Origin of the sequence: Amycolatopsis sp. NPDC051045 (genome assembly GCF_040682955.1) — a bacterium.
GTDB lineage: Bacteria > Actinomycetota > Actinomycetes > Mycobacteriales > Pseudonocardiaceae > Amycolatopsis.
The window spans coordinates 14,841-28,255 of the sequence record NZ_JBFBCC010000045.1; the positions used below are offsets into that span (position 1 = coordinate 14,841).

Annotated in this window: 14 protein-coding genes and 1 pseudogene; 10 read left to right on the forward strand and 5 right to left on the reverse strand. The window is 65.4% G+C overall.

Going from position 1 to position 13,415, the window contains the following annotated elements:
- The first annotated feature begins 170 nt into the window (after positions 1–170).
- Positions 171–1,661 carry a SulP family inorganic anion transporter gene (locus tag AB0M80_RS43045; protein ID WP_364576349.1) on the forward strand — a complete coding sequence of 497 codons (1,491 nt, stop codon included), beginning with the start codon at positions 171–173 and terminating at the stop codon, positions 1,659–1,661.
- A 21-nt stretch (positions 1,662–1,682) separates the two neighbouring features.
- Here AB0M80_RS43045 and AB0M80_RS43050 read toward each other — a convergent pair.
- The 3 genes and pseudogenes from AB0M80_RS43050 to AB0M80_RS43060 form a co-directional block, all read right to left on the reverse strand.
- Positions 1,683–2,062, reverse strand: a pseudogene (locus AB0M80_RS43050) (IS3 family transposase); the annotation flags it as partial.
- Between the two features lie 236 nt (positions 2,063–2,298).
- On the reverse strand, positions 2,299–2,877 hold the full coding sequence (locus tag AB0M80_RS43055) for a hypothetical protein (RefSeq protein WP_364576335.1): 579 nt from the start codon (positions 2,875–2,877) through the stop codon (positions 2,299–2,301).
- Between the two features lie 438 nt (positions 2,878–3,315).
- Positions 3,316–3,657 (reverse strand): hypothetical protein, encoded by a 342-nt coding sequence (locus tag AB0M80_RS43060; RefSeq protein ID WP_364576336.1) that lies wholly within the window; start codon positions 3,655–3,657, stop codon positions 3,316–3,318.
- A gap of 471 nt (positions 3,658–4,128) precedes the next feature.
- On the opposite strand from AB0M80_RS43060, the gene AB0M80_RS43065 reads away from it, so the two are divergent.
- Positions 4,129–5,055, forward strand: a complete 927-nt coding sequence (locus AB0M80_RS43065; protein WP_364576337.1) for a DUF1996 domain-containing protein — start codon at positions 4,129–4,131, stop codon at positions 5,053–5,055.
- A 191-nt stretch (positions 5,056–5,246) separates the two neighbouring features.
- On the opposite strand, the gene AB0M80_RS43070 is transcribed toward AB0M80_RS43065, so the two are convergent.
- Together AB0M80_RS43070 and AB0M80_RS43075 are read right to left on the reverse strand one after the other, a co-directional pair.
- A complete protein-coding gene (locus AB0M80_RS43070) occupies positions 5,247–5,579 on the reverse strand; it encodes a DUF305 domain-containing protein (protein WP_364576338.1) in 333 nt (110 codons plus the stop codon).
- 89 nt (positions 5,580–5,668) lie between these two features.
- Complete coding sequence (locus tag AB0M80_RS43075; protein WP_364576339.1) at positions 5,669–6,427, reverse strand: hypothetical protein; 759 nt, start codon at positions 6,425–6,427, stop codon at positions 5,669–5,671.
- Positions 6,428–6,910: 483 nt separating this feature from the next.
- Here AB0M80_RS43075 and AB0M80_RS43080 point away from each other — a divergent pair, with 483 nt between their 5' ends.
- The 8 genes from AB0M80_RS43080 (at position 6,911) to AB0M80_RS43115 (ending at position 13,172) form a co-directional block, all read left to right on the forward strand.
- Entirely contained in the window at positions 6,911–7,282 is a 372-nt protein-coding gene (locus AB0M80_RS43080; RefSeq protein WP_364576340.1) for a hypothetical protein, read from the forward strand.
- Between the two features lie 76 nt (positions 7,283–7,358).
- Positions 7,359–8,066: a hypothetical protein gene (locus tag AB0M80_RS43085; protein ID WP_364576341.1), complete on the forward strand. Its 708-nt coding sequence runs from the start codon at positions 7,359–7,361 to the stop codon at positions 8,064–8,066.
- Positions 8,067–8,075: 9 nt separating this feature from the next.
- Positions 8,076–8,426, forward strand: coding sequence for a hypothetical protein (locus tag AB0M80_RS43090; protein WP_364576342.1), 351 nt, complete (start codon positions 8,076–8,078; stop codon positions 8,424–8,426).
- A gap of 2 nt (positions 8,427–8,428) precedes the next feature.
- Positions 8,429–9,181: a hypothetical protein gene (locus tag AB0M80_RS43095; RefSeq protein WP_364576343.1), complete on the forward strand. Its 753-nt coding sequence runs from the start codon at positions 8,429–8,431 to the stop codon at positions 9,179–9,181.
- Positions 9,182–9,197: 16 nt separating this feature from the next.
- Positions 9,198–9,812 (forward strand): hypothetical protein, encoded by a 615-nt coding sequence (locus AB0M80_RS43100; protein ID WP_364576344.1) that lies wholly within the window; start codon positions 9,198–9,200, stop codon positions 9,810–9,812.
- 378 nt (positions 9,813–10,190) lie between these two features.
- Positions 10,191–10,448 carry a hypothetical protein gene (locus AB0M80_RS43105; protein WP_364576345.1) on the forward strand — a complete coding sequence of 86 codons (258 nt, stop codon included), beginning with the start codon at positions 10,191–10,193 and terminating at the stop codon, positions 10,446–10,448.
- Between the two features lie 131 nt (positions 10,449–10,579).
- The gene (locus AB0M80_RS43110; RefSeq protein ID WP_364576346.1) at positions 10,580–10,720 is read left to right on the forward strand and encodes a hypothetical protein; all 141 of its coding nucleotides are present in this window, start codon (positions 10,580–10,582) and stop codon (positions 10,718–10,720) included.
- Positions 10,721–11,810: 1,090 nt separating this feature from the next.
- A complete protein-coding gene (locus tag AB0M80_RS43115) occupies positions 11,811–13,172 on the forward strand; it encodes a pentapeptide repeat-containing protein (RefSeq protein ID WP_364576347.1) in 1,362 nt (453 codons plus the stop codon).
- Positions 13,173–13,415: the final 243 nt, after the last annotated feature.

The following is a 13,415-nucleotide window of genomic DNA, read 5'->3' on the forward strand; positions in this document are numbered from 1 at the left end:
AGCCGGACTCTCATCCAACATTAGGCGGCGCTCACGCTGGGGTCACCGTTGCCCCGGCTCCGTCATCGAGCGCGCCGTCTCGCACTGTCCTTCGACCGCGTCGTCGGCGACGTGGTGGTCTTCGCGCCCGCGTGGTGCCCGAGCAAGTCAGGTCTTTCCCGGTGTCTTCAGTGGTTCCCTCCCTGCCCGAGCGACTGCGCAGGCGTCCGGCGTGGCTGTCGCCGAAGGTCGCCCGCACCGAGATCCTCGGCGGGCTGGTCGTCGCCCTCGCGCTGATCCCCGAAGCGATCTCGTTCTCGATCATCGCCGGGGTCGACCCGCGCATCGGCCTGGGCGCCTCGTTCACCATGGCCGTGGTGATCTCGTTCGTCGGCGGCCGCGCGGCGATGATCTCCGCCGCCACCGGCGCGATCGCCCTGGTCGTCGCGCCGCTGGCTCGCGAGTACGGCCTCGGCTACCTGGTCGCCACCGTCATCCTCGGCGGGCTGGTCCAGATCGTCCTCGGCGCACTCGGCGTCGCGAAGCTGATGCGGTTCGTGCCTCGCAGCGTCATGGTCGGGTTCGTCAACGCTCTTGCAATCCTCATCTTCCTGGCCCAGGTGCCGGAACTGATCGACGTCCCGTGGCCGGTCTACCCGCTCTTCGCCGCGGGGCTCGTCGTCATGGTGCTGTTCCCGAAGCTGACGCGCGTGGTCCCGGCGCCGTTGGTGTCGATCGTGGCGCTCACGGCGTTGACGATCGCGGCGGGCATCTCGGTCCCGACCGTGGGCGACAAGGGCGCGCTGCCGTCGTCGCTGCCGGTGCCGGGTGTGCCGGACGTGCCGTTCACGTTCGACACCCTGAAGCTGATCGCCCCGTTCGCGCTGGCGTTCGCGTTGGTCGGGTTGATGGAGTCGCTGATGACCGCGAAGCTGGTCGACGACATCACCGACACGCCGTCGAACAAGACCCGCGAAGCGATCGGGCAGGGCGTCGCCAACGTCGTCACCGGAATCTTCGGCGGCATGGGCGGCTGCGCGATGATCGGCCAGACGATGATCAACGTCCGGACCGCGGGTTCCCGCACCCGGCTTTCGACGTTCCTCGCCGGCGTCTTCCTGATGGTTCTCTGTCTGGTGTTCGGCCCCGTGGTGTCCGACATCCCGATGGCGGCGCTGGTCGCGGTGATGGTCCTGGTCGCGTTCGGCACGTTCGACTGGCACAGCATCGCCCCGGCCACGCTCAAGCGGATGCCCGCCGGCGAGATCACCGTCATGGTCATCACCGTCGCGGTCGTCGTGGCGACCAGCAACCTCGCCATCGGTGTGGTCATCGGCTCGATCACCGCGATGGTCATCTTCGCCCGCCGCGTCGCCCGGCTGGTCGACGTGACCGCCACGACCGGCCCCGACGGCACCCAGATCGTGTACACGGTGACCGGCGAGCTGTTCTTCGCCTCCAGCAACGAACTCGTCTCCCGGTTCGACTACGCGAACGACCCGGATTCGGTGGTCATCGACCTCACCGGCGCCCACATCTGGGACGCCTCGACAGTCGCCGTTCTCGACGCGGTCACCACCAAGTACGCCGGGCGTGGCAAGACGGTGGAGATCGCCGGGCTCAACGCCGACAGCGCACGCCGGCACAGCAAGCTCTCCGGCGAGCTCGCCGGCAGTCACTGAAAAGCCGTGGCCGTCACGTCACACACGGTTCTCCGACGCGGTGAAACCACGGCGAGTTCCTCGGCGATGAACCGGTACCCGTCGGCCGGGTCGTCGGCGTGGATGTCGAGGGCGGCGTTGATCGAATGTGCGTCGTCGAGGGTCCCGTTGCGAGACCGGGGCGGCGCACCACTGGTAGTAGGCCCTGCCGGGAGATGCCCAGCACCCTGCACGTCACCGCGACCGGCACCCGCACAAGGGCGCCGGCCACGGCCAGTTCACGGACGAGCGGAACGCTATTTTCCCGGCCGATTGCCCTGCGCGTTGCCCTGCGCGAGGTAGGCGGCGGCCTTGCGCAGGACCTCGTTCTCCTGCTCCAGCAGCCGGTTGCGTTTGCGCAGGTCCCGCAGTTCAGCGGACTCGTCCCGGGTTACGCCGGGCCAGGTGCCGTCCTCGACGTCGGCGGCGCGCGCGACCAGTTGGCCAGACATCCCTCGGAGATCCCTCCGTCCAGGAGAGGCCGAAGCCTCACGGGAGAGGTGTCAACCAAACTCGGGGCAGTCCCGATGTCTCATCGGGCCGCATGAGCGGTTCCTCCGTCCCTCGGGCACGTGCCGGCGAGTTCGTGCTGGGCCGCTGGCTGCTCACTGGACGCGGCTCAGACTCCCTCGATCCGTTCGAGGAGCTCGTCGCGGTACTCCTGCACCGCTGGCAACTCCGGTTCGTCGCCGGTGGCCCGCTTCAACGCGCCTTCCAGGATCTTCAGCCCCTGGCGTTCGTCGCCGTGCGCATCCGCCTGCCTCGCGGCGTTCTCCATGGCTTTGGCGAGCTTGATCTGCGCCTCGGGCTCTTTGGCGGCCTTGTTGATCCGGATCCAGTTGCCGCCCGGGTCGACGACGGTGAACCCGGTGTACCGGTCGTTGCGCAGCCGCGGCCGGGTCATGCGCGGGATGCCGGAGATGAGCAGTTTTCCGTGCACGGACCGCATCCCCGCCGCGAAGGCTTCGAACAGCTCACTGGTGTCCGCCACGATGACCAGGCACGTGCTGTACGACTGCGCCGGGTCGTAGCCGTCCATCCCGAAGAAGTGCAGATTGATGTCTTCCCGTCGCACCGCGACGTGCGGGTTCGGCCGCGTCTGCCGATAGGTGATCTCGAAGCCGAGCATCTCGTAGAACGACGCGATCTCGTCGATGGAAGGACAGGGCAGGAGCGGAATGGTCAGTTCGTTCGCCATTGCCCGAAGCTAACCCCGGACCTGCCGAAACGACACGGAGCTATTTGCTGATGCGAACAGCATGACCGCCCCGCACCAACAAAGGCAGGGCACCGGGCTGGCCCTGGTCGGCGCTTACTTGCCGGCCGGTGAACTGGCCGTCGCCGGGTGGGACCCCGACGCCGGGTTCGCCCGCCAGGAGGCGCGGATGCGCTCGTTCGTCGGCCAACCAGGTGATCGGCCGGTTGAACGCTTGCAGTCACGACGTTCACGGAGCTGTTGGGGCGCGCGATAAACGGCGTCAAGCTGCGCGACTCAAGCGGCTTGACGTCACCCAATCGACACGGTTTACTGTCAGTTGCCTCGATGGAACCGGTTCCGCGGCCGCCACCTGGACCACTCCAGTATCTCGGGTTGGTTGATGCTCCACTGCTTCAAACGTCACGCCCGTCGGTTCGCTCACGGGGCGTGACCAAGCTTCAGTGGTAAGTCTGCTACATCACCCGAATGCCGATGAGAGCGTGCGCTCGCATCGGCATCGTGACGCGCGTAGTGCGCGGCACGATGGATCACGACTGACCAGGTGGGCTCGATGAGATCAAAGACGTTCTCCCGACCACGACGCGCCACAGCGCCACCGAGCGCAGCCGCAGGTGTATCTGCCGTCCGCTCCGCCCGCGTGTTGCCCCGTATCCGCAGGATCGAGTCGTTGCCGCAGGACTCCTGGGCGGCCGCGGACTCTACCGCGAACAATGGTGCGCCGGCGCCGGCCCGGACTCGGGCCTTGTCGAGCGTGTTCATTTTGCGCATCTCCAGATCGGCGACTACGTGCAACCCACGGTTCCGCGTCACGGTTGACCGTGTTCGCCGACGCGAGCGGCATCACAACGGAGCCTAGGCATCCGAGACCATCCGGTACCTGCGACGATCGCGAGATCGGCGGCCACGGACGCGTGAAGCGCACGCGTTCAGCTGCTCAGCGGTGCCGGCGCGATCGTGCACCTCACCGGAAGCTCCGACGTCTCCGCGATCGCATTACTTCAGATCTTCGTGACACGTGACTGTTCGGTGCCGGCGTCGCGAACCACAAACGTCCGGTGCGTCCGATCTTCTGTTCAATACCTCGAAGAAATGCCGGTCGAAAGTAAGGATATTCAAATGCGAAATATGTCAAATCGGGCTGCTGGTTATCGACCTCGACAGTCCCGGCTTCGGACCCGGGCCGTCCTCACCGCAGCCCTCGCTCTGGCGCTGGCCGGGAGTACGGCCTTCGTGGCCGGCGCGAGCGAAACCAACGGACCGGGATCCGGTGCCGCCGGAGCTTCGGGCAACTCCATCGCGGCGGATGCCGGCTGGGTGGATGTAGACCAGGCCCGGTACCAGCGCGAACTGGCCGACTACCAGGGCATCGTGCCGCCACCGGTGCCGGCCGGGACGACGAGAGTGCCCGAGTTCCACACCGACTGCACGATCGCGAACGAAGCCAAGGACGATGCGATCATCTTCCCCCGCCTGCCCGGCGCCTCCCATATGCACACGTTCTTCGGGCCGAGGAACGACGCCTTCACGACTACCGAAACGCTTCTCGCCGCCGGGGCAACGACGTGCAACTCCCCGGGTGACAACGCCGCTTACTGGGTGCCGCAGCTGCAGAGGAACGGTGCGGCCGTTCCGTTCAAGAGCATGCGCATCTACTACGGTTCCCGGCTCCCCGACCCGTCGGCCGTCCGGCCGTTCCCGCCCGGGCTGGTGATGGTGCAGGGTGATGCCAAGCTGCAGGTACCCACCCAGAAGGGACAGGGAAACCAATTCTGGTGCGCGGGCAGCGCTGAGGTCGGGCGGAGCGCCGACGGGAACTGGCCTGTTTGCGCCCCTGGCGGGAACCTGATCTACCAACTTGTGTTCAAGGATTGCTGGGACGGCAAGCACATCGACTCGCCCGACCACAAGTCGCACATGGGTGACCCGGTCGCCGGCAAGTGCCAGGGAAACTACCCGGTCGCGGTGCCGAACCTGTCGTACATGGTCAATTACGACATCCTGGGCGGCGACGGCCTCGCGCTGTCGTCGGGAATGGCGTCGTCGATGCACGGTGACTTCATGAACGGCTGGGACCACGTCAAACTGGCCGCACTGGTCAAGACCTGCCTGAACCAGAACGCGAAGTGCGGGACCACGCCGAGCTTCACCGGCGGCTGAGAGCGACGGCAAGTGGCCGCCGTGCCGTGTCGTTCCGATCGACCGACACGGCGGCCTTCGTCTCGAACTTCAGGGAGAAGCGACGTGATCTTCTGTGAAAAGCTGCTCCACCCTGGGCCTCTCGTGCGCATGCGCCACGGAGCAAGGCGGCTTGTTCGGCCTGATCGCGCTGGCGCGGCCCACCGGTGCCGCTATTCAACCAGGGCGGAGAGATGGTCTTGTTCTTGCAGGACTCGCGAAGCCAGACTCACGGTCTGTGGCTCTTTGCCGGACGACTTCTCGCCGAGCGCCAAACGTCCTGTTTGAGCTAGGTGATCGCGCAGGCACTTTTTGAAGTAGTTGTCGAAATATTCCTCGCGCAAAGCGCTGGCGTGCGTGATCTGGTTCGAGGAAACCATCCCGGGCATCTCCATCCCCTTGTGGGGGTTTTCCGCCGGGAGGCCGGCCTGATCGTGAAGCCGCCGCAGATCCGACAGCTCCGATTTTGTCGAGGTGTCGGCTTTTTTGCCGAGGTCGCGTCGCACGTGACATGTCGATCTTGTTCAACATGCGCGGGACTGGTCCGTCTCACGGCGATGGCACCAAGATCGGTCCCGGTTGCCGTGTAACTTCCTCAGCCGGGTGCCTGCACCGCTGGCATGTTGAGCCCTGCGCCCGGCGACATCTCCGTTTTCGTGGGCGATTTCAACGCTTGACTGCCCATCAACAGGCCGCCCGCCACCACCGCGTGGGCCACACTGGGCATGTCCTGGATCACCCTGCCGCTGATCAGCGCCCCGGCGATGCCGTACGCGACGGTGCCCGGCTTCGGCGCGAAGTACCGACCGAGCAGGGCGGCGGCGATGCCGCCGGCCACGCTCGGCACCACGTCGAAGCTACCGTCCAAGATCTCGACGGTCGGCTCGTCCTGAGTGAGGCGCAGGGCGAGGCCGTAAAACAGACCCATCGATACCGTGAACGCCAACGTGAACGACAAGGCGGCGGCGCGGTCCTGACGCAACACGGTGCCAGGGCTGGACACCCGCTTGGCGTCCAGCGGAGTGCCGAGCCAGACGTGCACGCCGACGGCCAGGCCGAACACCATCCTGCCCATGCCGGCCGCGGTGATGCCCGGCTTCACCGGACGCAGGCCGAACCCGGGTTTCGCCAGTGCCGCGACCTGTGTCCCGACGTGCTCGCCCAGGTGCTCGACGCACAGCTCCCGCACCCTCGTGCAGGCTTCCGCAAAGCTGACGCAACTCATCACGGCATCATGCTGGAGTTCGACGATCGGGGCGGCTCCGCGACCACTGACCATCGGCTCGGCAGGCTCGTGCAGGAGCAACGACGGTTCGGCGAGGCCGAAAGCCGGACGCCATCGACGCCGCCGCAAGCTGCCACCGTGTGACCCACTACGTCCGCAACTCGGCATGAGCGAGCAATGGACGGGCAGAATCTCGGCATGGATCCTCACCGGGAGCACGATCGATGGATGGCGCTGGAACCTGAGCGGGGGTACATTCGCGCACGGTTGCGGCTCCTGACCACGGAGCAAGGTGGTCGCCACACTCCGATCCACTCTGGCTACCGGTCGCACTGGGCCTTCCCGCCGGACGTCCATCAGGAAGACCATGACGCGCCTTTGACGCTGGAGGTGACGAAGGTACTCACTCCCGGCGAAGAGGCGATGGTGCGGCTTCACCCGCTCGCACCCGACCTCTGGCCACCAGTCGCACCGGGTCTGCGGCTGTCGATGTTCGAGGGTGCCCGACTCGTGGGCCAGGCCGATGGTGTGGAGGTAGTCCCACCAGTCGCATGACCCGCGCGCTCATCGGCATGCGCGGTCTTTCGCGCCGCCTCACGACTCGTGTCTCTGGTGCGCAGAAACATCCGCACCTTGCTCGGCGAACGTATGACCATGGACAGGGAGAACCGGGATGTCGTGGTCTTGCAGGCGCGCGCCGCCCTGATCATGGCGGCTTTGCGGCGTTCGATCGTCACGTACAGGGAACTCGGGTTTGCGTTCGGGCTGAAGGACATCGAATTGCGCAACGAGATGCGTCACGTGCTCGAACAGCTGGCCAACGAGTGCCACAATGTCGGAGAACCGTCCAATCACGGCGCGGTGGTCAACGCTCAGACCGCCTCGGCCGGGACGCACACCGCGGCGGCGCGGCTGCTTGGTGCCGCCCACGCAGAATCGCATCGGCGGCATCTCTGGCGCGTTCCTTGTCACACTTATGGGTGAAGCTCGGTGACGGAAACTGCCTCCCTGTATCGTCCTCGCGACGGTGTAGCCAGCTATGGCCGCAAGGGGAGGACCGTTGGCGTTCAGTCTTGACCAAGTCGTGCTCGCGGAGCTCGATGTACCCGATGTTGCCGCAGCGGACGCGCAGCTGAACGAGCTGCTGCAGCCCGGCGGCGAGAGAGTCGAGCCCGCCGCCGAATATGAGGCCCGGGATCCGAGCGGCACCATCAGAGTCGTCGTCGATGCGGAATGCACGGTGATCAGTGTTGGCATCCAGCGCAGCTGGGCGTCCCGGATCCCGGTGCCCCGGCTCGCAGGGGTGCTCTTCCAGACCTACGTCACGGCCGTTCAGCGCGCCACGGTCGTCGAACTCGCCAACACCACAGAGCCGGCGGCCGCTGATCCCGTGGAGAAGATTCCTGTCCTCGACGAATACCTGCCGTATGACGTATGGATCGCCGCCATTCGCGCGCGAATGGACGATGTCGACGCGCAGCTGGAACGCATCCATCGCCTCGATGCCGGCCGGCCGACTCCCGTGGTCGGTGACGTCCGGAGTCCGCGCGGGTACTTCGTGCTGCACTTGCGAGGTGGGAGTCCTGCCGGGCTGACGGGGGCGGTCGACGTGCTGGCGAACGCCGGCTCGGACCGCCTCCAGCTGGACGTCCTCGAGATGTTCGCGGCAGCCGGCCTTGCCGCGTCCGCTGCTCAGGCGCCGTCGCGTTCCGCCCGGCAGCCGCGGCCGGAGGACGAGGACGTCTTCGAGTTCCGTTACGACGATTAGGGGCTGGCGATGGTTGGCTACAAGGTCATCACCTCGGCCGTGCGTGCTGAGGGAACGAAGTGGCGTGGCTTCGCCGACACGCTGAGCAAGGTCAACCCGGTCGTGAAGAACGCGACCCTGGGACCGGCGGCTTTTTTCGTCGGTGATCCGCTCACGCTGGCCACGGAAGCGTTCAACGCGTCACTGCTGAGCGACACCTATGAATCCCTACGCTCTTACGTCGAAAAAGCTGTCGACGGAGGCGTCCTCGAGTTCGACCAGGTCGACGACGCGCTGCAGAAGACGGCGCAGATGTATGAGCTGGCGGAGGAAGTCACCGAAATCGACCTGAAGAAGATCTACGGAACGGCACCGCAGTAGACATGACCACACCTGCAGGCCCCGAGGCCTACACCGGCCCTCTCGACGGCATGTTCGGCACGATCGAGGGCGAGATCCACAAGATCATCGACAAGTACAATGCCGCGGTTAACCACATCAACGATTGGAAATACGTCCTCGGTCCGGCCCTGATCTGGGTCTCCGATGCGCTGAAGCAGATCCGCGACGGCCTGGACAAGGTCGTGAAGCTCGTGCAGTACGCCGTGGAACACCACATGCCGGTCGTGTCGCTGATCGTCCAGAGCTTCAACTGGCAGGATCATGTCCAGAAGGACGTCTCCGCCATGGTCGGCTCGGTCGAAGCTCCCGCCGACCCGAACCTCGCCTACTGGGAGGGCGCGGCCGCGACCGAGTACCGGAACCGGGCCAAGATCCAGCGCGATGCGGTGGAGGCGATTGGCGGCCAGGGCGGCAAGGCCGACGCGATCAGCAGCTGGCTGATGAACATCGCCAAGCTCAACGTCGAGTTCATGACCGGTCTGGTGAAGATCATCGCCGACTTCCTCGGCGCGCTGGTGACCGCGTCGCTCGAAACCGCCACTGTCGTTGGAATCCCCTTCGCCGCCAAGGACCTCGCCGACGCGCTCGGTGGACTTGTCACCAACGGGATCAACCGCCTGGCCGAGATCGCCACCCGGCTGATGGGCACCTTGGCCAGCATCCGCGACGCCAAGGGCCTGATGAACGACCCTCGGCTGCCCGGAGGCCACTGGCCGCAGGCGGTCAACCTGTGACCCGGGAGGTCCAGCAGTGAACACACCGGCCCCCCAAGGATTCCCGCAATACCACCGCGGAGGTCCCAGGCCCGCGAAGCGCGGCCTCGGCACCGGCTGGATCGTCGCCATGGTGGCGATCGGCGTGGTCGTCGTGGTCGGCGTCGCCGTGGGAGCGTTCGCCCTGCTCAACCGCGGCAGCAGCTACGACAAGGTCGACGGCAAGTACGGGGCCGCGCCGCTGGCCGGCTGCGACGACGTCGCTCGCCGCGCAGGGAACCTGCCGCCGAAGAGTTCCGAAACCCCGCTGCAAGGGAGTAAGGGCTGGCTGTGCACGTTCGCCGACTCGGCGAACGCCGTGACCGTCCATCTCGATGTGGAAGTGAACACCGTGCAGCGGCAACGCAGCGGATTCGACGTCCAGACATCGTCGACCGGTTACGTGCTGGACCCGGCAGCGCACCTGGGGGAGCGTGCGGCATGGGGACTGGCTCCCAGTGGCAAGGCCTGTGACTTGCTTATTTTGGACAGCAACGCGACGTTCAAGGTCGGGATAGACGACTGGAAAGCGGCTACCGACGACACGCAAACCTGCAAGGACAGGGTCACGGCCATCGCCCAGGTGCTCTACGACGCGATGCAGCCGCGGTAAGACCACGCCGATATGGAGAGGGCCCTGCGGCTGCAACACCGACGCGCATGCCGTCTACCGTGGCTACCCCGTTGGTCTCCGTGGAGAAACCGGTTCGCATCTGGCTCGGCACGGTGATGCCTATGCGCTGCTGCTGGTAGGTCTGCAGCAAGATCTAACTCGGCGACGCGGCGGCGGGCTCATGCGCGCGGCGGGCGCTGGTGATGCGACACTCTGCAGGTGCTCGCGGTGCTCGCTGCGCCGGTGTTGTTGCCGGTCAGTACGGCGGGGCCGCAGGCCGACACCGCGCTCCATTGCGGGAACGCGGCGCCGCGGTCAGATCAATTGGCTACCCGCAGAGCTGATGGTGCACCCCGGACCGAAACATGATCGTTTTCCGTGACGAAGAACGCGACGGCTCCGATCCCGAACTTCGCCGTCTTCCGACGCCATGGCAATGCTGATCATCACGGAGGTGCCCAGCGAAGCCCAAGGCCCTGCCCGCTTGCCGACGGGCTCGGACTGTACGAGATTCGTGCTGTCTGCATCTCGTGCACCGCCGTGATTCCCGTCGTCAACGACGACCCGGCGGGCGCCGAACACTATGTCGTGACAGTGCACCGTTCGGGTGACTGGCACGACGAGGACCACGACTAGGTACCCGCGCAGTCCTGGCCGGGTTGTGGCTGGGGTTCCGGAGAGAGCGGGAGTGCTGAGGAATTCGGCGGGGTGATCATGCAACGGTCTGGTGGCCCGGTCTCGTATGTATGGGTGAGAGAGGGGTGGTCGTGACCGATCGCTGGGAGTTCAGTCAGGTCGTTCGGGAGCGCGCTGTGGTGTGGCGCCGGGAAGCGTTCCTGATGTGTGGGGACTGGTCGTTGGCCGAGGACCTCGTCCAGACGGCGCTGCTGCGGCTGTATACGCGCTGACACCGCATCGACCCGGCCGGCATCGACGGATACACCCGCCGGGTGATTTCCCGCTTGGCCATCGACGAAGCCCGCCGGCCTTACCGTCGCGCCGAGCTGCGGGATGCGCTGCCCGAGACGCCGGTCGCGACCGCTGAGTCCGCGGCCGCGCTCGACGTCCGGGCGGCCTTGCAGAAGGCTCAAGGGAGAATTCGAAAAAGCCCTCGTCGCGACCGCCTGCAACCAGTCCCTCGGCGGCGGGAGCAAGACCCACACCGCCCCAGGCTCTGTCGTGGACAAGCTCGCGGGGATCCGTCCATGGCCCGGCTGAAAGGTGGCGTCAGACATCGGCCAAGTCAGCGACTGCACGCGCACTCGCGTGCAACTGGCGTTCGAAGATGCCTCAGAGGACGACTCCGAGTTCGCCTAGGCACGGAGCAAGCCATGCAGTAGGCACGGGAGCCGCTTCCGGTGGATCAAGCTACTCGATTCGGCTTGATGCTGTAACCACTTCGCCGCGTGAAGCGACTACTTGCTCGTGGCAGCTTCGGGGAGGTGATCAATGTAGCATCCGGCCGCCTGGTGTGCGCTCGCCGCCACCTACGCTGTCGTCACCGAAACCCGGCCCGACCTCGCGATCACCACAGGCGCACCCTGGGCGTCGGGCTATTTTCGCAGTTAACGCGGCAACCGCGGCTGGATTCGGTGTCGCAACCACCCAGCGGACACGGGAAGTTTCCGACGACGTGGTGTACGCCCCTGCAGGTGGAAGCTACGCACTAAAGATCGCCGAGGTGAAACAGGTATGGCTGACGACACAACAGAACACTATCTTCGGCGAGTACGCAAAGCCCGCTCGGCCATGAACGCCGGCGCGTTCGCAGTAATACTCGCTGGGCTATTTTGGGTCTTCGGCACGCCAATCAGTCCGACGTCGGTGCCTCACTCGCTCAGTCCACTTGTGGCCAAAAGCCCAGTGATCCTAAGCGCCGGCGGCCTATTCTTGATCGTCTTCGCTGGTCGCCGAGTGCGACAAACTCTGTATGACATCACCCGCGGTCGACTTGCCCAGTCGCAGCACCGGAAGCCGATACGGTCGTTGCGGTGGTGGATGGTCCTGTTCGCGACCGCAGCTGTGCTGGGCGCGACGTGGGCAGTGTCGGTGTGGCTGCTGCATGAAGCTGATTCGGCACCCGTCCGTGCGACCGCGCGAATTGACGCCATCAAGACGTCGATTACCGTCGCGGCTGGGATCGGGGCCGGCGTGGCTCTCGCGCTCACCGCGCGGCGTCAGTGGCTGGCCGAGCGCACGCAAGGCCATGCCGAGGATGATGCAGCTGACCGCAGGGTGACCGAACTCTACACGATGGCGGTCGAGCAGTTGGGTTCGGACAACGCGGCTGTTCGTGTCGGTGGGCTGTACGCGCTGGAACGTCTCGCTCAGGACAACAAAAGCCACCGGCAGACGATCGTCGAGGTGATCTGCGGCTACCTCCGAATCAGCGACAGGACCACGGAGCGAAGTCCGATTCCCGCGCCAATGGCAGACGCACCGCTCGGTGACAGCCGCGGCTCCTCCGCCGACTCAACCGATCGTCGCGCCAACCGTAACGTCGCCGAGTTGCAGGTCCGATTCACTGCTCAGCGCATCTTGACCACACATTTGCAGCCGGACAGAGGGTGGGGGAACGCGCCCGCCAACCCGAAATTCTGGTCGAACATCGATCTTAACCTCAGTGGCGCCAGCCTTGTCAACCTCGACCTCCACAACTGTCAGGTGGCCAACGCCGACTTCCGCAATGCTACCTTCGACGGCGCCACCGATTTCGGCGGCATGCGCTTCGAACGACGCGCAGACTTTACCGGCGCCGAGCTTCTCGATTCAGCCGACTTCAGTCTTGCAGAGTTTCTCTGGCATGCCAACTTTGAATACGCACATCTCCATGAGGTCAGCAGTTTTGAATGGGCTGTGTTTACTGGACGGGCTGACTTTGAGAACACAATTTTTGGCAACATGGCTAACTTCGATCGGGCTCGGTTTAGTCGTGATACAACGTTTGCAGGTGCTGAGTTTCGCGCATTTGCGAATTTTAGTCAAGCGCGGTTCAGTGAATCAGCTTCGTTCGCCGGCGCTGCGTTTGACGACGTGGTCTTCACTGGTGCGCATCTCAGACGGCGTGATAGTGGAGCAGGCCCCAGCTTCCGTGACGCGCGATTCGGCGGGGTTGTTCGCCTCGATGACAGCAGGACGCCGTACTTGACAGACCTCGCGCACGCACCAGCGTGGGTGCGCACCTGTCTGCAAGGCGCGGCAGTTCGCGTGGACGCACCGGACGTCGACGCTCGGATCTGGTTTCCTGGCTGGGGCGTCGGCGAGTTAAGCGCATCACAGCCAGGTGACTCTCCAGGGACATGGCTGTACCTACGGTCGAGTTACGGCGACAGTCCGCTCGAGCAGACACCTAATTTGTAGTCAGGGCACTGCCAGCCGCGCCCAGTGACGAGCCACTCGCGGCACGAGAGGGTTCGCGATATCGGTCACCGGCTGTGGGCGGGCAGGTCGGTCATCGAACGCCGCAAGGGTCTGCAGGCGAGCTCTTCGCGGCTACTTTAAGACTGGGCGGCAGGATCGGGTCCGGCCAGACTCTGGTCCAGGTGCTCGGTGAGTCGCTCCCACATTGCGGCTGCCTGCCGGTGTCATTGGTGTGGCTCTCTC

Coding starts and splice junctions, on each gene's coding strand:
- AB0M80_RS43090 (WP_364576342.1), top strand. CDS start 8,076: ATGGTTGGCTACAAGGTCATCACCTCGGCCGTGCGTGCTGAGGGAACG.
- AB0M80_RS43060 (WP_364576336.1), bottom strand. CDS start 3,657: ATGAACACGCTCGACAAGGCCCGAGTCCGGGCCGGCGCCGGCGCACCA.
- AB0M80_RS43095 (WP_364576343.1), top strand. CDS start 8,429: ATGACCACACCTGCAGGCCCCGAGGCCTACACCGGCCCTCTCGACGGC.
- AB0M80_RS43055 (WP_364576335.1), bottom strand. CDS start 2,877: ATGGCGAACGAACTGACCATTCCGCTCCTGCCCTGTCCTTCCATCGAC.
- AB0M80_RS43115 (WP_364576347.1), top strand. CDS start 11,811: ATGGTCCTGTTCGCGACCGCAGCTGTGCTGGGCGCGACGTGGGCAGTG.